24 protein-coding genes are annotated in these 24112 nt (G+C 69.3%); 12 read left to right on the top strand and 12 right to left on the bottom strand.

Translation table 11 applies throughout. From position 1 onward, the window contains the following. Window position 1 precedes the first annotated feature (1 nt). Window positions 2-1330, bottom strand: coding sequence for an AAA family ATPase (locus tag AB0F43_RS18980; protein WP_360477930.1), 1329 nt, complete (start codon window positions 1328-1330; stop codon window positions 2-4). A 228-nt stretch (window positions 1331-1558) separates the two neighbouring features. Between AB0F43_RS18980 and AB0F43_RS18975 the strand changes: the two genes are divergently transcribed. Continuing rightward, complete coding sequence (locus AB0F43_RS18975; protein ID WP_360477927.1) at window positions 1559-2605, top strand: hypothetical protein; 1047 nt, start codon at window positions 1559-1561, stop codon at window positions 2603-2605. Window positions 2606-2711: 106 nt separating this feature from the next. Further along, window positions 2712-3539 carry a siderophore-interacting protein gene (locus AB0F43_RS18970; protein ID WP_360477924.1) on the top strand — a complete coding sequence of 276 codons (828 nt, stop codon included), beginning with the start codon at window positions 2712-2714 and terminating at the stop codon, window positions 3537-3539. A 61-nt stretch (window positions 3540-3600) separates the two neighbouring features. On the opposite strand, the gene AB0F43_RS18965 is transcribed toward AB0F43_RS18970, so the two are convergent. After that, window positions 3601-4632 (bottom strand): hypothetical protein, encoded by a 1032-nt coding sequence (locus AB0F43_RS18965; protein ID WP_360477922.1) that lies wholly within the window; start codon window positions 4630-4632, stop codon window positions 3601-3603. 121 nt (window positions 4633-4753) lie between these two features. Between AB0F43_RS18965 and AB0F43_RS18960 the strand changes: the two genes are divergently transcribed. Further along, a complete protein-coding gene (locus AB0F43_RS18960) occupies window positions 4754-5422 on the top strand; it encodes a class I SAM-dependent methyltransferase (protein WP_360477919.1) in 669 nt (222 codons plus the stop codon). On the opposite strand, the gene AB0F43_RS18955 is transcribed toward AB0F43_RS18960, so the two are convergent. After that, window positions 5397-6128, bottom strand: a complete 732-nt coding sequence (locus AB0F43_RS18955) for a hypothetical protein (protein WP_360477916.1) — start codon at window positions 6126-6128, stop codon at window positions 5397-5399. The two genes, AB0F43_RS18960 and AB0F43_RS18955, sit on opposite strands and share 26 nt — an antisense overlap. 47 nt (window positions 6129-6175) lie before the next feature. On the opposite strand from AB0F43_RS18955, the gene AB0F43_RS18950 reads away from it, so the two are divergent. The 5 genes from AB0F43_RS18950 to AB0F43_RS18930 all read left to right on the top strand — a co-directional run bounded on the left by AB0F43_RS18950 (window position 6176) and on the right by AB0F43_RS18930 (window position 11845). Beyond that, window positions 6176-7066 carry an aminoglycoside phosphotransferase family protein gene (locus AB0F43_RS18950; protein WP_360477913.1) on the top strand — a complete coding sequence of 297 codons (891 nt, stop codon included), beginning with the start codon at window positions 6176-6178 and terminating at the stop codon, window positions 7064-7066. Window positions 7067-7078: 12 nt separating this feature from the next. Beyond that, window positions 7079-7537: a group II truncated hemoglobin gene (locus AB0F43_RS18945; RefSeq protein WP_360477910.1), complete on the top strand. Its 459-nt coding sequence runs from the start codon at window positions 7079-7081 to the stop codon at window positions 7535-7537. Window positions 7538-7866: 329 nt separating this feature from the next. Further along, window positions 7867-8922, top strand: coding sequence for a glycine betaine/L-proline ABC transporter ATP-binding protein (locus tag AB0F43_RS18940; RefSeq protein WP_360477907.1), 1056 nt, complete (start codon window positions 7867-7869; stop codon window positions 8920-8922). After that, a complete protein-coding gene (locus tag AB0F43_RS18935; RefSeq protein ID WP_360477904.1) occupies window positions 8922-10892 on the top strand; it encodes an ABC transporter permease subunit in 1971 nt (656 codons plus the stop codon). Before AB0F43_RS18940 ends, AB0F43_RS18935 begins: the two co-directional genes overlap by 1 nt. Then, window positions 10889-11845: an ABC transporter substrate-binding protein gene (locus AB0F43_RS18930; protein ID WP_360477901.1), complete on the top strand. Its 957-nt coding sequence runs from the start codon at window positions 10889-10891 to the stop codon at window positions 11843-11845. The genes AB0F43_RS18935 and AB0F43_RS18930 overlap by 4 nt, the downstream gene beginning before the upstream one ends. Here AB0F43_RS18930 and AB0F43_RS18925 read toward each other — a convergent pair whose 3' ends face one another. The 3 genes from AB0F43_RS18925 to AB0F43_RS18915 form a co-directional block, all read right to left on the bottom strand. Beyond that, the gene (locus AB0F43_RS18925; protein WP_360477898.1) at window positions 11846-12100 is read right to left on the bottom strand and encodes a hypothetical protein; all 255 of its coding nucleotides are present in this window, start codon (window positions 12098-12100) and stop codon (window positions 11846-11848) included. After that, window positions 12093-12641: an RNA polymerase sigma factor gene (locus tag AB0F43_RS18920; RefSeq protein WP_360477895.1), complete on the bottom strand. Its 549-nt coding sequence runs from the start codon at window positions 12639-12641 to the stop codon at window positions 12093-12095. Before AB0F43_RS18920 ends, AB0F43_RS18925 begins: the two co-directional genes overlap by 8 nt. A gap of 159 nt (window positions 12642-12800) precedes the next feature. Continuing rightward, window positions 12801-15647 carry a BTAD domain-containing putative transcriptional regulator gene (locus AB0F43_RS18915; protein WP_360477892.1) on the bottom strand — a complete coding sequence of 949 codons (2847 nt, stop codon included), beginning with the start codon at window positions 15645-15647 and terminating at the stop codon, window positions 12801-12803. A 41-nt stretch (window positions 15648-15688) separates the two neighbouring features. Here AB0F43_RS18915 and AB0F43_RS18910 point away from each other — a divergent pair, with 41 nt between their 5' ends. Further along, a complete protein-coding gene (locus AB0F43_RS18910; protein WP_360477889.1) occupies window positions 15689-16573 on the top strand; it encodes an NAD(P)-binding domain-containing protein in 885 nt (294 codons plus the stop codon). Between the two features lie 104 nt (window positions 16574-16677). Further along, entirely contained in the window at window positions 16678-17274 is a 597-nt protein-coding gene (locus AB0F43_RS18905) for a ParA family protein (RefSeq protein WP_360477886.1), read from the top strand. A 50-nt stretch (window positions 17275-17324) separates the two neighbouring features. On the opposite strand, the gene AB0F43_RS18900 is transcribed toward AB0F43_RS18905, so the two are convergent. From AB0F43_RS18900 to AB0F43_RS18885, 4 genes are all read right to left on the bottom strand, one after another. Next, complete coding sequence (locus AB0F43_RS18900) at window positions 17325-18509, bottom strand: ROK family transcriptional regulator (RefSeq protein WP_360477883.1); 1185 nt, start codon at window positions 18507-18509, stop codon at window positions 17325-17327. 27 nt (window positions 18510-18536) lie between these two features. After that, entirely contained in the window at window positions 18537-19421 is an 885-nt protein-coding gene (locus tag AB0F43_RS18895) for an oxygenase MpaB family protein (RefSeq protein ID WP_360477880.1), read from the bottom strand. 80 nt (window positions 19422-19501) lie between these two features. Continuing rightward, a complete protein-coding gene (locus AB0F43_RS18890; RefSeq protein ID WP_360477877.1) occupies window positions 19502-20059 on the bottom strand; it encodes a GNAT family protein in 558 nt (185 codons plus the stop codon). Window positions 20060-20069: 10 nt separating this feature from the next. Continuing rightward, window positions 20070-21365 (bottom strand): XRE family transcriptional regulator, encoded by a 1296-nt coding sequence (locus tag AB0F43_RS18885; RefSeq protein WP_360477874.1) that lies wholly within the window; start codon window positions 21363-21365, stop codon window positions 20070-20072. A gap of 229 nt (window positions 21366-21594) precedes the next feature. On the opposite strand from AB0F43_RS18885, the gene AB0F43_RS18880 reads away from it, so the two are divergent. Continuing rightward, window positions 21595-21768: a hypothetical protein gene (locus tag AB0F43_RS18880; RefSeq protein WP_360477871.1), complete on the top strand. Its 174-nt coding sequence runs from the start codon at window positions 21595-21597 to the stop codon at window positions 21766-21768. 352 nt (window positions 21769-22120) lie between these two features. Here the strand turns inward: AB0F43_RS18880 and AB0F43_RS18875 are convergent, their stop codons facing one another. Next, on the bottom strand, window positions 22121-22525 hold the full coding sequence (locus AB0F43_RS18875; protein WP_360477868.1) for a MarR family transcriptional regulator: 405 nt from the start codon (window positions 22523-22525) through the stop codon (window positions 22121-22123). 80 nt (window positions 22526-22605) lie between these two features. Here AB0F43_RS18875 and AB0F43_RS18870 point away from each other — a divergent pair, with 80 nt between their 5' ends. Then, window positions 22606-23037 (top strand): MarR family winged helix-turn-helix transcriptional regulator, encoded by a 432-nt coding sequence (locus AB0F43_RS18870; protein ID WP_360477865.1) that lies wholly within the window; start codon window positions 22606-22608, stop codon window positions 23035-23037. On the opposite strand, the gene AB0F43_RS18865 is transcribed toward AB0F43_RS18870, so the two are convergent. After that, window positions 23034-24053 carry a GNAT family N-acetyltransferase gene (locus AB0F43_RS18865; protein ID WP_360477862.1) on the bottom strand — a complete coding sequence of 340 codons (1020 nt, stop codon included), beginning with the start codon at window positions 24051-24053 and terminating at the stop codon, window positions 23034-23036. The two genes, AB0F43_RS18870 and AB0F43_RS18865, sit on opposite strands and share 4 nt — an antisense overlap. Between the last annotated feature and the right edge of the window lie 59 nt (window positions 24054-24112).

Below are 24112 nucleotides of genomic sequence, written 5' to 3'. Positions count from 1 at the left end.
GTCAATTCTTGAGGTGGAACGTCACCTTCCTGACGTCGCGGTTCGTGGCTTGGTGGCCGGTCGTGGGCCGGGCGGACTCGACGGTGACCGCCGGAGCCGGAGCGGTGAGTGGTGCGATGCCGAGGTGGGCGGCGGAGTGACCGACGCGGGTGCCGACCCAGGCCTGCAGTCCCGGATCACCGATCGCGAGCCGGCCGCCACTCTCGCGAAGCATGCCCGCGGCAACTAGTTTCCGGCGGTCCGCGTCCAGCTCCTGCCAGCGGCCGAGAGAAGCCAGCCCGGCGCCGTCCGGCAGGGCCAGTCCGTGCGCGCCGTGAGCGGCGACCTTCGCGAGCAGTTCCTGCTCGGTCTTGGAGCAGTTGTCCCAGGCTGCCTCGTACAAAACCCTCGACTGGTCGTTCACCTGCGCCGTCGCAGCCTTCGCCACGTCGACGGACACCCCGCCGGCCTGCACAGCCAGGGGAAGCGCGGTCTCGGCCAACCGGCGCAGCCGGGTCGGATCACCATTGGCAGCTCTCACCAGCTGGTCGATCGCCTCGGGCTGGTACGCGATCTTCGCGGTCTCCAGCGGCTGGGTGAGCGCCGGCCGGAGCTCGCTGTCGGTCAGCGGGCCGACCTCGCGAATGTCCATCCGGCTGGTCACACCGGTCGCGATCCGGCCGACTCCGCCGGAGGCCGCCATCAACCGGCTTGCCGCCAGCTCGCCGCCGGCGGTGATCAGGAACACCGGTTGTCGCAGCTGTTCCAGGTGCACGGACAGCTGGGTCAGGGTCGCCAGGTCAGCCTCCGACGCGACGTCGATGTTGTCGACGATCAGCATCACGGGCTCAGGCGGCTTGCGCTTCGCCGCGAGCTCGGAGAGCTGGGTGGCCAGGTCGTTCAGCGTCTTGCCTGCGTTGTCCCCGCCCGCCTCCCACTGGGTCTTTCCCACGCCCTGCACGAACGGGACCGGCATGACCCTGATCTCCGCGCCGTTCTGCCGGCTGCGAGGTCGCTGGCCGAGGTCCCGCGCCGTCTTCTTCAGCCGCCACGCGGCCAGGACGCCGAAGTGCCTGCGGTACGTGCGGAAGTTGTCGGTGATACTGCGGGCGATCCGGTTCTCCAGCGGCTCGGTCGGCGAGGCGTCCACCCGGATCCCGATCCAGCCCTGCCGCTTGGTCAGCGCCTCGGCGCGGTCCAGTTCCACGCTCTTGCCCAGCCCGGGCGGCCCGGTGAACAGGACCGTGTGGGCTTCCGCCGTTCGCAGGTCGACCGAGATCGGCCGGCCGTAGCGGTCTTTGCGGACAACGGTGTGAGCCGGGTTCCGCGGCGTACCGAAGACCTGGCTCATTCCACCAGCGTGGGGACCGTAACGGTCCGCGACGCGGGCTGTGTATGTCCGGCCGGTGAACACTGCCATGCCGCGGGTTGAACCGGTCTTCCACGCCACCCGATCGCGCCGGCGTCAGCAAAGCCTTCACCATCCGCGGGACCTAACCGGTCTACCCGATCCGCCCGATCGCGCACTGATCACCGGGAGTCCTTGGCAGCGCGCCAGGCCACTGTCACGCTGCCAAGCATGTGGACAAGACGAGTGATGGCGGCGCTCCTCACAGCGCCTGTGGTGGTGGGGCTGTTGCTGACCGCGATGCCGGCCGCGCAGGCGGCACCGGATCCGGCGCTGACGGTCACGGATGTCGACCTGGGCCGTACGACGGTCGCGGTGTCCGGGCTCAATCTCGCGCCGGTCACGCTGACGGTCAAGGCGAAGTACACCGGAGAATCGAGTGGGAGCACGCTTTTCGTGGTCCTCGAGCGCCAGACCGGCTCCGGGTGGCCGTCGACCCTGCTCTCGAGTCTTCTCCCGCTCAAGTCCGGCACAGTGCAGGACGGTGTGTGGGAGGGTCCGGTGTACGTGCCGTCGACCGCGAACGGCACGTTCAAGGTCACCGGGGTGCAGTTCGGTCAGTACCCGTTCCCGGGTGACTTCTCCGAACCGACGCCGTACGCCGGGCCGACCCTGGCGGTGAGCGGGTACCACCTGCCGAAGATCACTGCCTCGGTGTCGCCGCGGGTGGTGCCGGTCGGCTCGCCGTACTCGATCCGCTGGGCGGTCACGGACGCCGCGACGGGTAGGCCGTACGGGAGCCGGATCACCGTTCTCCTCGCCGTCGACAACGGGTGCGCGGAGGACGCCGGCGGGGATGTGGTCCGGACCGACACGAACGGGGTCGTGACCAAGTCGTACACGGCCGCGGATGCCGACTGGGTCAACTGCCTGCGGATCACAGGCAAGCCGATCGACATCACCGGGATGGGATTCGGCGTGGCCCGATCGACCTACGTGACCGCGGCGCCGTCGAAGGCCAGCGCCCCGGTCGGGACCGTCGTACCGGTCAACGGTGCGGTCGGCGGAGCGCCGTCCAACTGCAAGGTCTGGTTGCAGCGGCTCTACGGTGCGACGCAGTGGCGTTCGGTGAGTTCGAACGCCGTCCGGCTGAGCGGCCGGTTCACCGTCAACGCACAGCCGGCGTACCGAGGTCTGATCCCCTACCGGGTGTACTTCCCGGCCTGCCGGAACATGCAGGCGGTGGCGAGCAAGGTGTTCTACATCCGCGGGCTCTGAGACGAACGTTGCGGCGGCCTGGAACGGGTGAGCTAGCCTGAGTTAGGTAGTCCTAACTTGCTGGCCTGACCGGGCCGCCCGACGTACCCGAGAGGACCGTGGTCCCGTGACCAGCCCCGCACCCCGCCGCAACCGTGTCTGCAAGCGCGCGGTCGTCCGCCGTACCGAGCGGATCACCCCGCACATGATCCGGGTCGTGTTCACCTCCGACGACTTCGTCGACAACGGCACCACCGACCACTACGTGAAGCTGCTGTTCGGCAAGCCCGGTGTCGCGTACCCGGAACCGCTGGACATGGGCGTGGTCCGGGAGACGTACCCGTCGGAGCAGTGGCCGACGATGCGGACGTACACAGTGCGGAACTGGGACCACGACAGCCGCGAGCTGACCATCGACTTCGTCTACCACGGCGACGAGGGCGTGGCCGGGCCGTGGGCCGCGGCGGCGCAGCCGGGTGACGTGCTGTGGTTCAACGGCCCGGGTGGTGCGTACGCGCCGGACAAGGCGGCCGACTGGCATCTGCTGGTCGGCGACGAGAGCGCGCTGCCGGCGATCGGTGCCGCGGTCGAGCAATTGCCGCCGGGCGCGCGGGCGACCGTACTGGTCGAGGTGGAGGACGAGTCCGAGGAGCAGAAGTTCGGCGGCTCGGGCGAGCTGGACGTGACCTGGTTCCACCGCGCGACGAGCGGCTCAGGCCGCGGTGACGGCCTGGTCGCCGCTGTCGAGGCCGTCGACTTCCCGGCGGGCGACCCTCAGGTCTTCGTCCACGGCGAGGCCGGCTTCGTCTTCCGCATCCGCAAGAACCTGTTCACCGATCGCGGCCTCCCCCGCGACCGCGTCTCCCTGTCCGGCTACTGGCGCCTCGGCAAGAACGAAGACGGCTGGCAGGCCGAAAAGGCCGAAACCGCCGCCAAGGAACGCGCAGCTTCCTGAGCCGGTACGACGTAACGCGGCCATCGACGCCGGGTGGCGTCGATGGCGGCTGGTGTGATGGTCAGAGACCGCGGATGTAGAAGACCTTGCTGATACCCAACTGGTAGCGGCCGCAGGCCGGGAAGTAGACCCGGTACGGGATCAGGCCCTGGTACGCGGGCTGCGCGGACACGGTGAACCGCCCACTCTGCCGGACCACGCCGACGTTGACACCACGCCACTGGGACGCGCCGTACAGGCGCTGCAGCAACACCTTGCAGCCCGACGGTGGGCCGAGCACGTTGCCGTTGACCGGCACGATCGTCCCGACCTTCGCGCTGGTCGCCAACGGCACGGCCGAGACGATGCCCGGCCGGGCGACGACGAACCCCAGACCGGCGATGTCCCACGGGCGGCCGGGAATCCCCAGGCAGATGAGGGCGTCCGCGGCCGACGCCGGATACACCTTGGTGACGGTTCCGCTCGCACTGGTGAGCGGGAAGTCTCCGCTGAGGTCCTCGGCGCACTGGTTGTCGATACCGAGCATCACCCGGAACCGGGTCGCGTACGGCTGTCCGGTCGCCGAATCGGTCACCGCCCAGGTGACCGAGAAACCGGATCCGAACGGCACGATCCGCGGAGTCACCGAAGCGGTGATCTTCGGCAGGTGATAGCCGGCCACCGACAGTGCCGGTCCGTCGAACGGCGTCGGGTCGGCCGGCATCGGCTGATGCGGGCGATCGGAGAACGGTCCGGCCGTCACCCCGAAGATCTTGAAGGTGCCGTTGGCGGTCGAGGGAACATTCACCACTCCGGCCCACTCGCCGTTCTGCGTGGTACCCGACACCCGCGGCAGATCGGCCGAGACGAAGTACGCGAGGCTTCCGGTTCCGGCCGTCCGCTGCAGGTGAACCACCAGCGGAATGTTGACGTCCCCCGGGGCGGTCGAGGCGTAGCCGCCCGTCACCCGGACCGGCACGGCCACCAGATTGAGACCGGACACGGCGACCGAGGTACGGCCCACCGTTATGTCCGTGACTTGGAGTTTGGGATCCGGAGCTGCCTGCGCCGCTGGTGCGCTGACGAGTTGGACCCCCATCACAGACGCTGCCATCAGCGCCACCAAAACCCGTCTAGTCCACATCTGCGCAGCGTGACACGCCGATTACGTGCTGGATAGGCCTCGCAGTCAGCCGGTTTCCAACCCGCAGAGGTCGACGGGCGTCGTACGCAGCATGGCCGACCCTGCATCATTCGATCGATTCGCCGCGGACTATGACAGGTTCGTGAGTCTGCAACCCGGGCAGCACACGGAGTGGGTGCTGGGGCTCGGATTGCGGGGGCAGCGGGCGCTCGATGTGGGGTGTGGGTCGGGGCATGCGGCCGAGCGGTTGGCCGGGCAGTTCGAGCAGGTGGTCGGCGTGGATCTGAGTGAGCCGATGATCTCGCTGGCCCGGCGGAAGCGATCGCGACCGAACATCGAGTACCGGGTGGCGGATGTCTTCGCGGTGGACGATCGGGAGTTCGATCTCGTGTACAGCCACACGATGATGCATCACCTGCCGGACTACCGGGCTGGGCTCGAGCATCTGAAGTCGTTGGTGCGGGTGGGTGGGACGGTGGCGGTGGTGGACAACGTGTGTGATCGCTATCCGACTCCGCCACGGTCGCTCTATCTTCTCGGGGCGTGGCTCGGGTTTCCGCGGCAGATCTCGCGGCTCGGGTTGCGGGATGCGTGGTTCGAGTTCCGGTTCTGGCACAGCAGGCCGTGGCTCGACCATCTGGCGAGTGATCGGTATCTGTCGCGCACGCAGTTTCGTGCGTTGTACGACGAGGTGTTCCCCGGCGCGCAGTACACCGATCTCGGGTTTGCGTTGGCTATGCGGTGGACCTGCGACGGTTGAGTAGGTCAATCAGGGTGGAGGCCTGGTTGGTCGGGAGAACCCAGTCGTCGCCTGAGGCCTGCAGGATCACGGCCGGGCCGGCGGTCACCACCGGCGGGTGCGGCAACGGGATCGGGAACTTGAGCCGCTCGACGCCACTCAACGCGACCTCGAACACGCCGGTGATGCTGCTGAGCGGATAGGTCTTGCCCAGGTTGTCCGTGCTTTGTGAGCGCAGCACCGGCCGGCTTTGGATCGTGACGCTGTCCGCGCCCAGCAGGACCGCGGTCAGTTGCAGTCCGCGCAGCCGGAAGATCAGCTCGTACGGCGTGTCCGCCAGCTCTGGTACGACGGGCACCAGCAAGGCGCGATCGGCGTACCGGGCCGGCAAAGCACCGACGACGGCCCCGACCAGCAACGCGGGCAGCACCAGGAACACGGGCCACCAAACGCCCACCGCCAGCGGAAAGAGCGTCACCATCAGACCGCTGAGCCCGCCGAACAACGCACCAATGCCCGCCCACCACCGCGGCTGATACCGGTGGCGGCGCCGCAGCACCCACCCGAGAACAAGCATCCCGGCCGGCACCAGGCAGCCCACCCAGACCACCGGCGACCCGGCCGTGCTGATCAACGCGACGATCACCAGCAGCACCACCGGAATCCCCAGGTAGATGCCCGCGACAACCCGCTGCACCCGCCGATGCCTGCTCTCCATCTCGCCCACGGGGAAAACCCAAGCACATCGCGCGGCAACCACCTACTCTGCCGAAGGTGATTGAGATTCCCGCGAAGCTGCTGCAGAACCACGGCGAGACCTCGGCCGAGTGGCTGGCCGGGTTGCCGGGAGCCGCGGCGGAGTACGTCGATCGGTGGGAGCTGACGGTCACCGGGCAGCCCTTGAACGGCGAGGCCTCCCTGATCCTGCCCGTCGTACGGCGGGACGGCACCGAAGCCATGCTCAAGCTCCAGCCGGTCAACGACGAGAGCGAGGGCGAGGCGCTCGCTCTGCGGACCTGGAACCATGACGACGTCGTCGAGGTGCTCGAGGACGACCCGGCGACGTCGACCCTCCTGCTGGAGCGGCTCGAGCCTCGGACCCTCGACGACCTGCCCGACCACGTCGAGGCGACCCGGATCCTGGCCGAGCTGCTGACCCGGCTGTGCGCCGTACCCGCGCCGCCCGGGATCCGCCGGCTCGCGGACGTCGCCGGCGCGATGGTCGACGACGCTCCCGGCCTGATCCCGCGGCTGAGCGATCCGGCCGAGCGGCAGTTGGTACGACGATTCGTCGCGCAGGTCGAGGAGTTGCTGCCGGAGTCCGGTGACCGGTTGCTGCACTGGGACCTGCACTACTACAACGTGATGGCGGGGCAACGGCAGCCGTGGCTGGTCATCGACCCGAAGCCGCTGGCCGGAGACCCTGGGTTCGAGGTCGCGCCGGGTCTGTGGAACCGGTGGGACGACCTGGTCGCCACCGGCGATCTGCGGCGTGCGATCCGGGACCGGTTCGACCTGATGCTCGACGTGACCGGCATCGATCGGGGCCGGGCGCTCGGGTGGACGGCCGGCCGCATCCTGCAGAACGTGCTCTGGTTCACCGAGGATGGTGCGACCCGGCTCGAGCTGGAACTGGCAGCAGTCGCCGATGCCCTGCAGCTGTGATTACATCATTACATGACGACTCCGACGCTGTACGAGTGGGCCGGTGGGCATGAGGCGCTGCTGCGCCTGACCGAGGTGTTCTACGACAAGGTGCTGGCTGACCCGCTGCTCGCGTCGGTGTTCGCGCACATGAGTGACAAGCATCGGGAGCACGTCGCGATCTGGCTCGGCGAGGTCTTCCGCGGCCACAGCCGGTACACCGACGAGCTCGGCGGCTACCCCGCGATGCTGAAGCACCACTTGAACCTCGGGCTGACCGAGGAGCAACGATCCCGCTGGGCCGCGCTGATCGCGGCCAGTGCGGACCCGGCCGGGCTGCCGGACGACCCGGAGTTCCGCTCGGCCTTCGTCGCGTACGTCGAGTGGGGCACCCGGATCGCCCTCGCCAACTCGCAGCCGGGCGCCACACCCCCGCCGCAGGCGCCCGTCCCCCACTGGGGCTGGGGCGAGGCACCGCCGTACCAGCCCTGACCCGTAAGCCCTCCCCCGCGCACGCGGCGAGTGAAGCCATCGCGCAAGCGGCGAGTGAAGCCACCGTGTCGAGTGGAGGCGTTGTGCTATCGGCGAGCGCTTGCCGGCGACAAGGTCCTCACACTCGATGGCACACGCCGACGGAGCACCCTCCAGTGAAGCCACCGTGTCGGTCCGTTTGCGACCGACGACGCCGCTTCACAACCTGTCAGCGCGCCGAAGAGGTAGGTGGTTGTTGACCGGACAGACACCCGCGAGGGCGCCGGGGGACTGTGGGTTGGATACAGTCGCGGTTCACGATGATGCCGCTGGGATGCGAGGGTGAACCTGTGACCGCTCAGCTCGAGTATCCCGAGGTACAGGACAGCGACGCGCTGTTGTCGATCCAGGGCCTGTGGAAGGTGTTCGGCCCGAAGGCCCAGCGAGTGCCCCGCCGCCCCGACCTCGCCGCGCTCGACCGCGCCGCCCTCTACGCCCGGACCGGTTGTACGGCGGCCGTCCGCGACCTCAGCTTCGACGTCGCACCTGGCGAGGTCTTCGTCGTGATGGGTTTGTCCGGCTCCGGCAAGTCCACACTGGTCCGCTGCCTCACGCGTTTGATCGAACCGACCGCCGGCAGTTTGATCTTCGAGGGCGAGGACCTGCGGGCCGCCGACGAGAAGCGGCTGCGGGCGCTGCGCCGGAGCAAGTTCTCGATGGTGTTCCAGCACTTCGGCCTGCTGCCGCACCGCAAGGTGGTCGACAACGTCTCGTACGGCCTGGAGATCCGCGGCGAGAGCAAGCCCGATCGCCGGCGTCGCGCCCAAGAGGTGATCGACCTGGTCGGCCTGGCCGGTAACGAGCACCTCTACCCGGAGCAACTGTCCGGCGGCATGCAGCAGCGGGTCGGGCTGGCGCGTGCGCTCGCCAACGACCCGGACGTGCTGCTCTTCGACGAACCGTTCTCCGCGCTCGACCCGCTGATCCGGCGCGAGATGCAGACCGAGGTCGTCCGGCTGCACCGCGAGGTCGGCAAGACGATGGTCTTCATCACCCACGACCTGTCCGAGGCGCTCAAGCTGGGCGACCGGATCCTGCTGATGCGCGACGGCGCCGCGGTCCAGCTCGGCACCGGCGACGAGCTCGTCGGCGCACCGGCCGACGACTACGTCCGCGACTTCGTTCGCGACGTACCGCGGGCTGACGTGCTGACCCTGCGCTGGATCGTCCGGGCGCCGCGGCCGGACGAACCGCTCGACGGGCCCGAGCTCGGCCCGGACGTGCTGGTCCGGGAGGCGACCCGGCTGGTGCTGGAGGCGGACCGGCCGGTCAAGGTCGTGTCGAACGGCACGCTGCTCGGCGTGATCGGCGACGAGGAGATCCTCGCCGTCGTCGCGGACACCTGATGGCTGCCATCACCAGCGACGTGGAGGTCGAGGTACGGCGACCTCGGCGCAGCGTCGTCGTCGGCGTACTGCTCGTCGTCTGGGTGGCGGCGTACTTCCTGCTCCGCGGCATCGACACCCTCGCGCTCGGCGGTCAGGAGACGACCGGGTTCCACCGGTGGCTGACCGATCACCGCGACGACGTCGGCCAGGGCAGCGTCGTCTTCGATGCGATCCGGGTGGCCGTCGACCAGATCGTCGTACTGCTCCAGAACGTCTTGTCGCAGCCGTCGTACGGCCGGCCCGTGCCGGTGATCGGCTGGCTCGGCGTGGTCGCGGTGTCGGCGTACCTGGCGTGGGCGTTCGGGAACTGGAAGGTCGCACTGCTGACCGCCGGCGGGCTCGGGTTCGTCGGGCTGCAGGGGTTGTGGCAGGAGAGCATGGACACGCTCGCGCTGACGATCGCGGCCGTGCTGCTGTCATTGCTGGTCGCGATCCCGTTGGGCATCTGGGCCGGACTGTCGAATCGCGCCTACAAAGTCGCGACGCTGGTCCTCGACCTGATGCAGACCTTGCCGACGTTCGTGTATCTCGCGCCGCTGACACTGTTCTTCGCGATCGGTCCGGCCGCGGCCACGATCGCGACCCTGATCTACGCGGCGCCGCCGGCGGTACGGCTCACCGCCCACGCGATCCGTTCGGTCCCGGCCGAGAGTGTCGAGGCGGCCCGGTCGCTCGGGTCCACCCGGGGCCAGACGCTGACGAAGGTGCTGCTGCCGATGTCTCGCAGTACGGTCGTCGTCGGCATCAACCAGACCATCATGGCGGCGTTGTCGATGGTGACGGTGGCCGCGCTGATCGACGCGCCCGGTCTCGGCCAGACGGTGCTGAAGGCGCTGCAGACGCTGGACGTCGGGGTCGCGTTCAACGCCGGCCTGGCGATCGTGGTGATCGCGATCGTGCTCGACCGCGTCACCACCGCGGCCGGCGACCGCCCCTGGCGTACGGCGAGCGTCCGCCGGAAGGTCCTGCTCGGCGCGGGTGCGGTCGGCGTCCTGATCGCGGTCTGGTTCTCCCGGACCTATGTGTGGGCGGCCGAGTTCCCCACGTCGTTCAGTATCGGCTCCCGGATCGCGGTGATCTCGTCGGACGCGACCGCCTGGGTGCAGGACACCTTCGGTGGTTTCACGTATGGCGTCCGGGACGCGGTGACCAACGGCTTGCTGAACCCGCTCGAAGCGCTGCTGACCGGGTCACCGTGGTGGCTCGTCACCGCGGTCGTCGTCGCGCTGGCCGCCGTACTCGGGGGCTGGCGTGGAGCCCTTCCGGCGGCGGTGTGCTTGCTGCTGCTGGTCGCGACCGGGCTCTGGCACGACAGCATGGTCACGCTGGCGTCGACGCTGCTGGCGACGGTCGTGGTGGTCGCGGTCGGTCTCGCGCTCGGGGTGTGGGCCGGACGCAACCGTCGGGTCGACACCTGGATCCGGCCGGTACTGGACGCGGGGCAGACGATGCCACCGTTCGTGTACCTGGTGCCGTTCCTGGCGTTGTTCGGGACCAGCCGGTTCACCGCGATCGCGGCCGCGGTCGTGTTCGCCGTACCGGTGACCACCAAGATCGTTGCCGATGGCATCAAGGCGGTCCCGCTGGCGACGGTGGAGGCGGCGAACTCGGTCGGCTCGAGCAGCTGGCAGGTGATCAGCAAGGTTCAGCTGCCGGTGGCCCGGCGAGCCATCACACTGGCGGTGAACCAGGGCCTGATCTATGTGCTCTCGATGGTCGTCGTCGGCGGCCTGGTCGGCGCGGGCGCACTCGGGTACGACGTGGCCGCGGGCTTCGCGCAGAGCGAGCTGTACGGCAAGGGATTGGCCGCTGGACTGGCTATCGTCCTGCTGGGCGTCCTGCTGGACCGCGTGACGCAGGCGGCGGCCCGGCGTACCCAGAATTTCCAAGGCAGTACCACATTTAAGAGCAGGGGAGACAAGCGGTGAAGAAGCTCCGGTACGCCGGTGTGCTGACAGCGGTGGCGCTCGCGCTGGCCGGGTGCGGTGGCGAGAAGGTCGGCGCAGAGCAGCCGGCCGCTACCGGCGGGAAGGAGTGCGGCACGTTCAACCTGACCGTCAGCCCGTGGGTCGGGTACGAGGCGAACGCGGCCGTGGTCGCATATGTGGCGACCAAGGACCTCGGCTGCAAGGTGGTGAAGAAGAACCTCAAGGAGGAGATCGCCTGGCAGGGCTTCAAGACCGGTGAGGTCGACGTGAACCTGGAGAACTGGGGCCACGCGGACCTGAAGAAGACGTACATCACCGACCAGAAGGTCGCGGTCGAGGCCGGCTCCACCGGGGTGAAAGGCGTGATCGGCTGGTACGTCCCGCCGTGGATGGCGCAGCAGTACCCGGACATCACCGACTGGAAGAACCTGAACAAGTACGCCGCCCTGTTCAAGACGTCGGAGTCCGGCGGCAAGGGCCAGCTGCTCGACGGCGACCCGTCGTACGTGACGAACGACGAGGCGCTGGTGAAGAACCTGAACCTGAACTACAAGGTGGTGCAGAGCGGCAGCGAGACCGCCCTGATCCAGGCGTTCCGGGACGCGGAGAAGAACAAGAAGCCGCTGCTCGCCTACTTCTACGAGCCGCAATGGTTCTTCAACGAGATGAAGCTGGTCAAGATCAACCTGCCGGCGTACAAGGACGGCTGCGACGCGGTCCCGGCCAAGATCGCCTGCGACTACCCGCCGTACGAACTGGACAAGATCGTCTCGAAGAAGTTCGCCGACTCGGGCAGCCCGGCGTACGACCTGGTCAAGAAGTTCCAGTGGACCAACGAGGACCAGAACGCGGTCGCGCGGATGATCGCGGTCGACAAGCTGACCCCGGACGCGGCCGCCGAGAAGTGGGTCAAGGAGAACCAGTCGAAGGTGGACGCCTGGCTCGGGAAGTGACTATCTGGCCAGCCTGCACTGGCCGTCCTCGCACGACCGCCGCAGCCGGCCTCTCGAGATGGTCTGAATCAGTCCGATCGTCCAGCACATCGGACAGCCGCGCAGAGCGAGTACGCCGACCGGCAGGAGCAGGAGGCTGACCGGTCCGAACACCGGAAGCAGTGCGAAGGATCCGGCCAGCCCGCCGAATCCGACCGCGCCGCGGAGCAGATGACGGGGCAGCGACGCGCTCGCGAAGCTGGGGCTTTCAGTCATCGTGTCCTCCCTGGGATTCATGAAGCGTGTTTCGGACCGCGGAGCGGGCGCGGTGCAGCCGGGATTTCATCGCGGCCGTACTGAGGCCGAGCGCGTCGGCAACCATCCGCCCGCTGTAGCCCTGGATGTCCCGCATGATCAGCACGCTGCGCTGGTCGGCGGGCAGGGTGGCGATCGCCGCCGCCACCCTGCCCGCCTCCAGGCGTCGTAGCACCTCGTCCTCGGCCGAGGGCACCGCGACGTCCGGCACCGGGGCACCGGACCGCATCATCGTCCGCGCACGCCGTAGGCACTCGTTGCGGACGATGCGGAACATCCAGGACGCCAAGGCGCCGGAGGCCCGCAGCATCCCGATCTTGCGGTACAGGACGATCAACGCCTCCTGTGCGGCGTCCTCGGCGTCCTCGGGGGTCGCGCAGAGGAACCGGGCGAACCGCTGCACGTTCGGGTGTGAGCCCGACACCAACGCGGCGAGCGAGTCGACGTCACCGCGCTGCGCGGCGGCGATCAGCTGTTCACCGGGCCAGGCCGAGTCAGCCATGCCCACGGCCTCTCCGGCGCAGCACGACGAAGCTGCACGTACAGACCAGCACCACTCCGACGGCGGCGGCGATGGCGACACCAACGGTCATGACATCCTCCAGTTCCTGCCCCGGCGTTCGCGGGGACGGGTATAAGAGGCTGGTATCCAGCAAAGGATTCAGACCTGGAGCCGGGCGCGGATGCGGTCGACGTCGAAGCGTTCGGCGGGTGGGAGTGGAGCGCCTACCTTCGCGCGGAGGGCTTCGGCCTCGGCGAGTAGCGCGAGGGCACGGTCGGGATCCTCAGCCGCGCCGGCCAGTCCTTCCAGGGCGAGGGCGATGGAGCGTTCGTCGCCGACTCGCAGCGCTGTCTCGTAGCCCTGCCGGTGGAGGGATCGTGCTTCGGCGAGGTCGCCGCGTTGTTCGGCGATGTAGCCGAGTTGGGTGAGGATGAACGCGATGCCCGGGGTGCCGCCGACCTGGGTGAGCCAGCCGAGCCACTTGGTGAAGTGCGCCTCGGCGTCGTCGAGGCGGCCCTGGCGGCGGGCGGACAGACCGAGGCCGACTTCGGCGTACTCCTCGGCCGACTTGTTGGACTGCTCGACGGCCAGCCGCCGCGCCCGCTCGTGCAACGCGTCGGCGCGGTCGTAGTCGCCGGTGAGGTAGGCGATCCGGCCGAGTCCGGAGGTACGGAACGACACCTCGGTCCACAGCCCGAGCTCTTCCGCCAGCCGCAGTGAGTCCTCGAGGTGGCGGGCGGCCGTCCGGTACTCCCCGCTGACCTCGGCGACGACGATGAGCGAGTACGTCGCCTGCAGCCGGCCCCAGTCGTCGCCGATCTCGTCGAAGAGCGCCAAGCTCCGCTGACCGTCCCGCCGCATCGCATCGAGATCCGCATGCACGATGTTGAGCTGTGCCCGGGTGCTGAGCGCCGCCGCCAGCCCCCAGCGGTCGCCCTGCTCGGTGAAGGCCTCGATCGCCCGGTCGACGCGCTGCATCAGTACGGCGGGGTCGCCGTACGCCCACTGAGTGGTGGTCAGGAACCAGAGCGCCCGTGCGTCGTCGCCGGCAAGCGCCAACGCCTCGTCGGTCGCTGCCGAGAGGTTGGAGCCCTTGGCATCGGTCGCGGTCATCCCGACCTGCCAAACGGTCGCGGCCGCGCGGTCCGCCGGGTCCTGACCCGGTACGGCGAGTGCCGCCGCAATCGACCGTCGTGCCTCACCCAGGCGGCCTCGGAGGTACCAGTACCAAGCCAGTGCGTTGACCAGCTTCAGTGAGAGCTGTGGAGCGGCGTCGAGGGCCGCGCGGAAGTTGGCCGCCTCCAGATCGAGGCGATGCAGCCAGGTGCGCTGCTCCGGCCCGCGCAACTCGGCTTGCTGCGCAAGCGACAGGTAGTACTCCGCATGGCGCTGCCGGGTTGCCACCTCCTCGCCGGCTTCAGCAAGCCGCTGCTGGCTGTACGCCGCCACTGACTCCAGCAGGCGGTAGCGACCTGCACTGGCGACGACTAGCGATTTGTCGACAAGTGCCAGGAGTACGGCGTCCGGCAGTTGACCGACCGCGGTGGCGGCCTCCAGTGAGAAGGTGCCCGCGTGCACAGCCAGCCTGCGCAGCATCGCCCGCTCCTGCGCGTCCAGCAGGTCCCAGCTCCAGTCGATGGTCGCTCGAAGCGTCCGCTGCCGCTCCGGTACGCCGCGACCGCCGGACAGCAGCCGGAACCGGTCGTCCAGCCGCTCCGCCAACCCCTGCACGCCAAGCGCCCGCACTCGGGTGGCCGCGAGCTCCAGAGCGAGGGGTATGCCGTCCAGCCGCCGACAGATGGCCGTGACCGCCTCGGACTCGGGGACACCGGCCCGCGCAGTGAAGAGGTCGGCCGCCGCCTCCAGCTCGAGCGGTTGTATGTCGAGCACCCGCTCACCAGGTAGTCCCAACGGCTCCCGGCTGGTCGCCAGTACTCGCAGCCCGGGTGCTGCGCCGAGCAAGCGCCGTACCAGGTCTGCGACGTCGAGGTGTTCGCAGTTGTCGAGGAGGAGCAGGAGTTGCCTGGTGCTCAGTGACTCGACCAGTCGCGGGAGGAGGTTGGCCGACTCGTCCCGGAGATCCACTGCGGCGGCCAGAGCTTCCAGTACGTCGTCCTGCCGCAGCGGAGCCAGCTCGACCAGACGTACGTCGCCGGCGTGGTGACGACCGAGTTCCAGGGCCAGACGGGTCTTGCCGACGCCACCTGGACCGACGAGGGTGACCAGGCGGTTGTCAGTCAGCAGTCGCTGCGCTTCGGCCAGTGTCTCGGTGCGGCCGATCAGATCGTTGAGCGGAGCGGGAAGTCTGGACGGCTGCAGCGACCGGTCGTGCCGCAGGATGGCCTGGTGGAGTTCAGTGAGCTCCGGTCCGGGATCGGCCCCGAGCTCCTCGGCCAGCCGTTCGCGCAGCTCGTCGTACGAGCGCAAGGCTTCGTCCTGGCGGCCTGATCGGTAGAGAGCGCGCAGGTGGAGCGCCCGCAGTCGTTCGCGCAACGGGTGCTGCCGAACCAGCTCGGTCAGTTGCGGCAGCGCGTCGTCGGTCTGCTCCAGCAAGTCCTCGAGAGCCGTGAGCCGGGCTTCCTCCAAGCGGTCGCGGGCGGCGCGGGCGAACTCGTGGTCGGGTACGTCGGCGTACGCCGGGCCGCGCCACAGGTCGAGCGCCTCCCGCAGCCGGCCGGCGCCGACGAGCTGCTCGAAGATGTTGCTGTCGACAACTTCCGCGGTCAGCGTGTAGCCGGCCGGACCGTGGGTGACGAGGGCGCGACTGCCCGGTTCGGCCCGGTCGAGCGCCGTACGGAGCTGGGAGATCCGGGCCTGCAGCGTCCCGGTGGCGTTCCGCGGCGGGCGGTCACCCCAGAGGTCCTCGATCAGCCGATCCGCGCTGACCGGACGGCCGCGGTGCACCAGCAGATCGAGCAGCAGCGTGCGGACCTTGGTGTCCGGTACGGCGACCGGCATGCCGGCGTCCGTCCGGACCACCAGCGGACCCAGCACCCCGAAGTACATAGCCGTAGTAAACCCGTAGCGGGGTTTCGCACGATCGGCGCATGAGTTCTCGAGAAGCAGTCACAGTGATCGGCCTCGGCGCGATGGGATCCACCATGGCCGAGGTCTTCCTTGCCGCCGGCCACCCGACCACCGTCTGGAACCGGACCCCTGGCAAGGCTTCCAAGCTCGTTGCCGCCGGCGCGGTCGAGGCGGCGACCGCCGCGGACGCGGTGGCCGCGAGCAACCTGGTGGTGATCAGCCAGGTCGACTACGCCGCCATGGACGACTCCCTGGCCGGTGTGGATCTCAGCGGGCGGGTGCTGGTCAACCTCAGCTCGGACAGCCCGGACCGCCTCCGCGGCGCGAGCAAGTCGGTCGACGACCGCGGCGGCACGCTTGTCACCGGCGGCATCATGGTCCCGCCGCCGGGCATCGGCCAACCGGGCGCCTACGTCTTCTACAGCGGTCCAGCCGACGCCGTCGAGGCTCACCGCGAGACGCTGGAGGTGCTCGGCCGCGCCGACTACATGGGCGCCGACCCCGGCCTGGCGATGCTCTACTACCAGGCCATGCTGAACATGTTCTGGACCACACTGGCCAGCTACATGTACTCGGCCGCCCTGATCGGCACCGCCGGCGTCGGCCCCGAGCAGCTCCGCCCGTACGCCGCGGCCCTGCTCTCCGACATGACCGACGAGGGGCCGATGGGCTTCCTCAAGATCCTGGCCGCGGAGATCGAGAAGGGTGAGTACCCCGGCGACGAGAACAACCTGCACATGCAGGCGGTCGGCAGCGAACACGTGGTCGATGCCTTCGAACAGGTCGGCCTGGACACCGGGATGCCGCGCGCACTGGCCACGCTCTTCGCCCGCGCCGACGCCGCCGGCCATGGCCTGGACGGCCTCGGCGCCCTGATCGAGGTGATCCGCAAACCAGCGCTCTGAAGCGGGCTTGAACTTGGTCGACGCCGAGGGCAACTATCACGGGATCGGCGGAGCAACGCCGACGACACGCCGGATTCCGGACGAAACCAGGTAGCGTCGGTCCCATGATCATCGTGACAGCTGCACTGAAGGGCGGGGTCGGTAAGACAACCACGTCGGTGTACTTGGCCGCGCTGGCATCTTCCAACCGTCGCACATCCACTCTGGTCGACGCGGATCCGCAGGGCAGCGCTGCTGACTGGGTCGCGGATTCCGAGGACGGCCACCTGGCTCGGGTCGAGGTCACGGAGGCGCCGACCGAGCGCCTGCTGAACAAGGCGCTGGACAAGGTGCCGCCGGAGGGCATCGGCATCGTGGACATGCCGCCGTCGCACGAGCGACTGCTGAACAAGGCGCTCGAGCGGGCCCGGATCGTCGTACTGCCGACCCGCGTCGGCGGCGTCGAGACACCCCGGGTCAAGGCGGTGCTCGACCTGGTGCCCGACCACATCCCGGTCGGCCTGGTGATCTGCTCGGCCCGGACGTACACCCGCAGCTACCAGGACGCGATGCAGCAGTACGCCGAGGAAGGCATCCCGGTCTGGGGCACGATCCCGGAGCGCGTGTCCATCACCGCGGGTCCGACCGGCCCACTCGCGGCCGACGGCCTGGAGTCGTACAAGAAGGTCTGGCGCAAGATCCTGGCCGCCGCCCGCACCTGACCGACCGCGCCGGAGGTTGGGTCCGCGCACTCCTCGCAGACCCAATCCCCTCAGCGCTGCAAAGGCGGTTCGCCGCGGACGTAGGAGCGGATGACGGTGGCGGCGGCGCCGCGGGCCCAGTCGTCGAAGGTGTGCGAGCGCAGCATCAGCCGGCAGTCCCCGGCGGCGCCGAACGCGTGGTCCGCGAAGGCCTGCCGCATCCGCTCCTCGTACAGGTCGTACTCCGCCACGCCCTCGCCCGCGATCACCACCAGCTCCGGGCCGACCAGGTTGACCATCGCGGCCAGCGCCGATCCGATCACCTCACCGGCCCGGTCGAACGCCTCGCGGGCGTGCCGGTCGCCCTCATGTGCCAGCTTGACCGCGCCGGCCAGGTCGAGGTCCCGCCGCCCGGTGGTCTCCCGGGTCCGGGTCAGGATCGCGTCCGACGAGGCGACCGTCTCGACGCAACCCCGCCGCCCGCAGGTGCAGATCAGCTTCCCGGGCGCCAGCGGCAGATGGCCCAGCTCGCCGGAGACGCCGTACGCCCCGGACACGACCTCGCCGTTGATGTAGAGCCCGCACCCGATCCCGGACCCGATCGTGACGACCGCGAACGAGTCAGAATCCACGCCGACCCCGAACCAGTGCTCGGCGACGGTCAGCGCGCGGACGTCGTTCGTCACCACGACCGGCACCTTGACCCGCTTGGCCATCAGGTCGGCTACCGCGATGTCCCGCCAGCCCATCAACGGCGAGTGCCGGACCACGCCGTGCCGCGCGTCGACGTCACCCGACACCGCCACACCGATCCCGATCGGCGGGCCGGCCGGGCCTGACCTCAGCTCCTTGGCCAGCTCCGCGAGCCGCTCGACCACGCTTTCCGGCGCGGTGTCGTCGAGCTGCTGATGCTTCACGGACAGGATGCCCGCGGTGAAATCCGTGATCACACCGATCAGAGCAGTCGGCGTGACCTTGAGCCCGATCACCGAGACGCTGTTCCGGACCACGGTCAGCGGGCTGACCGGCCGGCCGATGCCGAGCTGGTTGTCCGCCTCGGCCGGTGTGGCCGGCTGGTCGGTGACGAAGCCGGCCTCGATCAGCGGCGCGACCGCCTTCGTGACCGCTGCCTGGGACAGCCCGGTCCGGCGCGCGATCTCGACCCGCGGGATCGGTCCCTGGGTGAGAATCCTGGTCAGCACCTCGACTCCCGCCGGCGTGGCCAGTGGGAGTGATCGATGCGGACGCAGCGGCACGAGAACAACTTAGCGGCGAGTCCGCCGTCAAGCCTCGCTATCTCCCAGGATCGGCGACGTCAGTGCCCAGCGAATCGTCCAGGTCAGGCCTTCACCGGCGGCCCGGACGACGGTCGCCTCGGCCAGCGGGAGGTACGGCAGCCGCAGCGGCCACCGGGTCCACCAGGGCAGCAGGCCGACCGCAGCAGCCGTGAGTACGGCGTACGCCGGTCGAGCGGCCCACGGGACAGGCGGGTGCACGAGCATGAAGCGGGCGGCCTGACGTGCCTCCGTGATCCCGCGCAGCTCCGGCCGGTACTCGTCCAGCGCGGCACGCAACTCCGCCACGCTGGTCGGCGGGTCGATCACACCGAGCTTGCGGGCCACCAGAGCCGCGTCCTCGACGTACAGGTCCTGCTCCTCGTCGTTGAGCGGCTGCACGCCGTACCGCTGGTGTGCGGCGAGGAAGCTGTCCACCTCGGCAACGTGGACCCACTTGAGCAGGTGTGGGTCGGAGGCCCGGTACTTCACACCGTCCGGACTGGTCCCGCGCACGCGCTCGTGGACGGCCTTGACGCGTGCGATCGCCTCCTCGGCGTCGGGGATCGCGCCGTACGTCGTGATGGCCAGGAAGTAGCTCGTACGGCGCAGTCGGCCCCACGGGTCGCCCTGGTAACCGGAGTGGGCCGACACCGCCGCCATCGCAAGTGGGTGCAGTGACTGCAGCAGCAGCGCCCGGAGCCCGCCCGCGAACATCGCGGCGTCACCGTGCACCCGACGAATCGGGCGGTCCGGTTCGAACCACCGCGGCCCGGGGGTGTTGTGCACCCGGTTGCGTTCAGCGGCCGGGTTCGGTCCAGCCACCTTGGTCATGATCATCCGCGCCAGCCCGTCCCTCAACGGGTCGAGCGGTCCAGCGATGGTGCCGGTCATGAGCCAAGGCCCCATGACCCGCCGCGCCGGAGGCCTGGCATCAACACAGCCATATCCCCAGTGTGCCCCCGGCGTTGAAATCAAGGCTTCAGGCCGCCGGGTGAACGGTCGGAGTACTCGTGCTCCAGCAGGGAGTAGAGCAGCGAGTCGCGCCAGTCGCCGTTGGTGAAGACGTGGTGCCGGATGCGGCCCTCGTAGCTGAACCCGAGCCGCTTGACCACCGCGATCGAGGCCTCGTTGTCGGGGCCGATCGCCGCACTCACCCGGTGCTTGCCGAGCGGACCGAAGGCGAACCGGAGCAGCACGCGGGACGCGTCGGTGGCATAGCCGCGACCCCAGTGGTCCGCGTGGATCGCGTAGCCGAGGTGAGCGGCCCTGACTCCGGTCGGCCCGAGCCGGGCGAAGCCGACCACCTTGTCGTCGTCGCGGCGGGTGACGGCGAGCAGGTAGTCCGGCCGGTCCTCCTGCGCCGCCCGCTCGATGATCGCGGTCAGCGTCTTCTCGGCCTCGGCCCGGTCCCGGCTGTCGAATGACAGCCACGATGTCACCCGGTCGTCGCCGACGATGGCCAGATAGTCCTCGAGGTCGGATGTCCGGAACTCGCGCAGGACGGTCAACTCGCCGGTCAGAGGGTCCATCTGGACGAAACTACCGGGGGAACGCCTGCATCGGGGTGCGGGTGAACATCTCGATTTCTTCCTGCAACTCCCGGGCGTCGTCCGCACGCCCGGACTGCCGCAGCGCCTGGTGGACCCGGCGGGCCGAGTGCACCACGCCGTTGATGCGGCGCTCGGCCGGCAGGCCCAGCACCGGCGCGATCGCGTCCGCGGCGCCGTCCAGCTCACCGCTCGCGATCCGGGTGATGGCCATCGCGGCCTGGCTGCCGGCGGCGTCGCCGAAGGCCCACTCCGGGTGGTTCTGGTCGGTGTAGGCGTCGACGGCCTGGCGGGAGTACCGCTCGGCCTGCTCGACCTCGCCGGGCAGCCACGCGAGCGCGTCGGCGGCGTAGTACAGCTGACGGTTGCGGCCGAAGGTGCACAGGCCGCCCATCTCGTCGAGGTCGTCGTTGCGCACCGAGTTCCAGGCGTTCTCGGCTCGCTCGAGAGCGGCGCGGGTGGCCTCCGGGTTGCCCAGCGCCGCCCAGGCGCGGGCCTCACTCACCGGGAGCCAGACGTTGGTGGTGCTGCTCGCCTGCTCGGCGTACCCGGCGCCGAGCTGCGCGTACCGGACCGAGTCGTGCGGGTTGCCGGCCCAGTAGGAGACCAGCGACTGCAGGCCGCGCACCCAGGCGCGCAGGCCGTGGTGGTCGGCGTTGTCGGCGCAGAGGAACGCGGTCCGCGCCTGGGTCAGGGCGGCGTGCGGGTTGCCGAGGTCGTGGGAGGCCTTGGCCAGCAGACCGCCGGTCACACCGCCGAGGAAGTACAGCTGCCGCAGGTGCTCCGGACGTTGCCGGCTCTCCAGCAGGGCGAAGATCAGGTCCTGGGTCTCGACCAGCTGACCGAGGATCTCCGGCAGCGGGCGCTGCGGGTAGGCCTTCGCGACGTGGCGGACGTCGTCGTACACCTGTTCCATGGCCTCACTTCCGAGACCGGACTGGGCCGCGAGGGCAAACGCCCTCGCTCGGCTGGCAGCCATGTCGAGAACCTCCATCTCATTACCTGTCGTGATCCGTCCACTCGCGGCAGGTGCCGGCACCACCTGGGCTGCCTGCTCGGGGACGTACGGGGCGAGGAGCTCCTCGACCGGCTTGCCGAACATGCGCTGCAGGGTGCGCCGGGTCTGAGGAGTGGTGCCTGCGCGCTCGCCTGATGCGAGGCGCCGCAGGTGCCGCTCGGTGATGGTTCCACCCAGCTCGACGAACTCGGCGACGATCTCGGAGTAGGTCTGGTTCCGGCGCTGGATCAGGTGCGCCAGGACCGTCTTTGGCGTGTACCTACCCGCCATCGTTCCTCCCGTTCACGTCAGATCAGACGTTGTCTCGACTGATGCGCCACGACAAGGTGCGGTCCCCCAGATGTCCGCGAGAGGACCGGAAGAGGTCCGGCAAAGGTCCGGTCCAGGTCCTAGAGCGGTCACGTTGGGCTAGTGCACCATTACTGCCATGACAACCAGTAAGTCCAACTGGTTGCAAGGCCCGAGAGTTACGGGGTGAGAGGCAGTGACCATCGCGGAAATGACGTCGAGGCAGCACCGCCGCAGGGTGCGGGTCTGGTTCGGCGAGCATGTGATCGCGCAGTACGTCGCGGAGGCGCCGCTGGCGGCCCGCTACGAGCAGGCGATGCGGAGGCGTTTCGCCGGCCTCCGGGTCACCAACGACGTACTCGGTCCGCTCGACACCACCGACTGAAACACCTGATCTTCCGGGTCCTCCTCAGACCCGGTCCGCTGCGCCTGGAGTCTCCTCACGTCCAGGAGCAGCACCTGAGAAGGTCCGGGGCACTCCTCAGTCCCGGACAAACCCCAGGTGCGGTCCGGAGTCCTCCTCAACTCCGGACCGCACCGCCCACCGACCCGGCTGGGCCTGGCGGTTGAGTCCCTGCATCACCGCCGCCCAGCCGTTCCAACCACCTCCTGGCCGACACCTCGGGCCAGGCGGGGAGTGTCCTGGGCGGTAGGACACCGCGTGGCTCGTGACACCTCACCATGAGCCACCTCCCCGAGGTGGCCGGCTCCGCTGTGTGACCGCCGCGCCTGGGCGGTCACACAGCGGAGTCTCTTAGGTTGCCGGCCATCTTCCTCAGTACGGCGATCGTCGCGACGTACTCGTCATCAGTGACCCCAGTCATCATCTGCTCGCGCTGGGCCTGGACCTTCGTCATCAGCGTCCGCAGCGCGACCTGACCGGCCTGTGTGAGCTCATCGCCGCTCAACCAGCCGTGCTCGGCCAGCGGGTCCGTGACCGCGGCCAGTTCGGCCGGGTCCCCGCTGAGGAACGGCGCCAGCGCCACCGCGATCGGCTCCGGTCCGGCGGCCGCGTTCAATGCCTGCCACTGTCGGCGGGTCAGCCCCTCCGCGGCGAGCAGGCGCTCGAACGACGCCTCCAGCAGCCGGTCCAGCTCCTTCAGCCACCACCCGATAGGCTTGTTGTCATCCGACATATACATGTCAATGAACATATATCTCGGCCGGGTTGTGGACAAGAGCGGGTTGTGGGCAAGGCCGGGTTGTGGACAAGGGAGGGCTTGTGGACACGTCTGATCCGGTGGCCGTGGTGGAGTCAGCGATGATCGCGGTCCGCCGGCGACAGACCCGTCGTACCTTCGCCGTGGAAGCAGGTGGACCGGATCCGGTCCAGGAGGTCCTCGACGCGCTCGAGGCGGCCGGACCGGACCCGATCGGCGTCAACGGGGTCGCGGCCGCGCTCGGCGTCGACCAGCCGCGGGCCAGCAAGCTGGTCGCGGCGGCGGTCTCGGCAGGCCTGGTACGACGTGAGGCCGACCAGGCGGACGGGCGTCGTACGAACCTCGTGCTCACCGCGGACGGCCGACGGCAGCTCGACTGGGTTCATGACTACCGCCGGGAGCGCTTCGCCGCCGCGATGGAGGGCTGGACGGCCGCCGAACGCCAGACCTTCGCCGACCTCCTGAGCCGCTTCGTGACCGCCCTGGACCGCTAGATGTCCGCTTCAGGTCCGGTGACGTAGACGGCGAAGGGTGCGTCCGGCTGGACCGCTGTGGAGCCTTCGACCAGGCCGTCCGCGGTGATCTCACCCGCGTAGGTCATACCGAGGCGCTCCATCACCGCGCGGGACGCCGCGTTGTGCCGCTCGGTGAACGCGATCACCGCCTGGGCCGCCAGCGTGCCGAAGGCGAACTCCAGCCCGGCGCGCCCGATCTCGGTCGCCAACCCGCGTCCACGCGCCGACGCGGCAAGCGCCCACCCGAGCTCCAGCCGGTCGACTGTCCAATCCGGTCCGACCAGCTCGGTGATGGCCGCTGCCACCGGGCTGTCCGCCGGCATCCGGGACAGGCCACCCCGTCCGGCCAGTGCTCCGCTGTCGCGCTCGTACGCCATCCACTTGTGGACGCCTTCGGCTTCCCAACTGGCCTGCGCTTCGGTCGCCCGGCGTACGGCATCCTGCTCGGACAGGGTTTCGGCGTACCAGTGGGCGACCCACGGGTCGGCGTACAGCTTCACCAGGTCCGCCGCATGTCCGGACAGGACCTCGCTTGGGCCTGTCAGCGGTTCGAGGCGGAGGCGCTCGGTGAAGCGGGTACGGACGACGTACGCCACGATGTCGCGCAGCCGCCGGTCGCCGTCGGTCCGGTTCACCATCAGCAGTTCGAGGTCGTCCGGTCCGACCCAGGCGCCCGCGTCATGCTTGCCCTCTTCGAGCCGCGGCCGGGTGAGGTCTCCGTCGACAGTGATGAGGTAGTCGAGCTCACGCCGTACCCGGCCTTCCCACTCCCACTCCCAGTCGGCGACGGCCCAGACGAGGTCCCGGACCTTCCAACCGGTCTCCTCCTCGACTTCACGCACCAGGGCCTGCTCCGGCGTCTCGCCCGGCTCCAGATGCCCGCCCACGACATCCCAGATCCCCGGCAACAACCGCCGCCCCGCCGTACGGCGCTGCACATACACCCGATGCCGCTCGTCCCGGATCAGAGCAGCCACACAGTCGACCGGACGCATGCTCCCAACCTAGACCGGCTCCGATGTCTGGTGGGTACGGCGCCTGGCAGACTCAGCGC

It is taken from the genome of Kribbella sp. NPDC023972 (assembly GCF_040639075.1).
Taxonomy (GTDB): Bacteria; Actinomycetota; Actinomycetes; order Propionibacteriales; family Kribbellaceae; genus Kribbella.
Note: the sequence above shows the minus strand (reverse complement) of the source record. Positions and strands in the feature narration are given on the sequence as shown.

Coding starts and splice junctions, on each gene's coding strand:
- AB0F43_RS18895 (WP_360477880.1), bottom strand. CDS start 19,421: ATGACCGGCACCATCGCTGGACCGCTCGACCCGTTGAGGGACGGGCTG.
- AB0F43_RS18980 (WP_360477930.1), bottom strand. CDS start 1,330: ATGAGCCAGGTCTTCGGTACGCCGCGGAACCCGGCTCACACCGTTGTC.
- AB0F43_RS18910 (WP_360477889.1), top strand. CDS start 15,689: ATGAGTTCTCGAGAAGCAGTCACAGTGATCGGCCTCGGCGCGATGGGA.
- AB0F43_RS18920 (WP_360477895.1), bottom strand. CDS start 12,641: ATGGCTGACTCGGCCTGGCCCGGTGAACAGCTGATCGCCGCCGCGCAG.
- AB0F43_RS18875 (WP_360477868.1), bottom strand. CDS start 22,525: ATGTATATGTCGGATGACAACAAGCCTATCGGGTGGTGGCTGAAGGAG.
- AB0F43_RS18945 (WP_360477910.1), top strand. CDS start 7,079: ATGACGACTCCGACGCTGTACGAGTGGGCCGGTGGGCATGAGGCGCTG.
- AB0F43_RS18885 (WP_360477874.1), bottom strand. CDS start 21,365: ATGGCGGGTAGGTACACGCCAAAGACGGTCCTGGCGCACCTGATCCAG.
- AB0F43_RS18880 (WP_360477871.1), top strand. CDS start 21,595: ATGACGTCGAGGCAGCACCGCCGCAGGGTGCGGGTCTGGTTCGGCGAG.
- AB0F43_RS18965 (WP_360477922.1), bottom strand. CDS start 4,632: ATGGCAGCGTCTGTGATGGGGGTCCAACTCGTCAGCGCACCAGCGGCG.
- AB0F43_RS18960 (WP_360477919.1), top strand. CDS start 4,754: ATGGCCGACCCTGCATCATTCGATCGATTCGCCGCGGACTATGACAGG.
- AB0F43_RS18925 (WP_360477898.1), bottom strand. CDS start 12,100: ATGACTGAAAGCCCCAGCTTCGCGAGCGCGTCGCTGCCCCGTCATCTG.
- AB0F43_RS18915 (WP_360477892.1), bottom strand. CDS start 15,647: ATGTACTTCGGGGTGCTGGGTCCGCTGGTGGTCCGGACGGACGCCGGC.
- AB0F43_RS18935 (WP_360477904.1), top strand. CDS start 8,922: ATGGCTGCCATCACCAGCGACGTGGAGGTCGAGGTACGGCGACCTCGG.
- AB0F43_RS18905 (WP_360477886.1), top strand. CDS start 16,678: ATGATCATCGTGACAGCTGCACTGAAGGGCGGGGTCGGTAAGACAACC.
- AB0F43_RS18975 (WP_360477927.1), top strand. CDS start 1,559: ATGTGGACAAGACGAGTGATGGCGGCGCTCCTCACAGCGCCTGTGGTG.
- AB0F43_RS18865 (WP_360477862.1), bottom strand. CDS start 24,053: ATGCGTCCGGTCGACTGTGTGGCTGCTCTGATCCGGGACGAGCGGCAT.
- AB0F43_RS18890 (WP_360477877.1), bottom strand. CDS start 20,059: ATGGACCCTCTGACCGGCGAGTTGACCGTCCTGCGCGAGTTCCGGACA.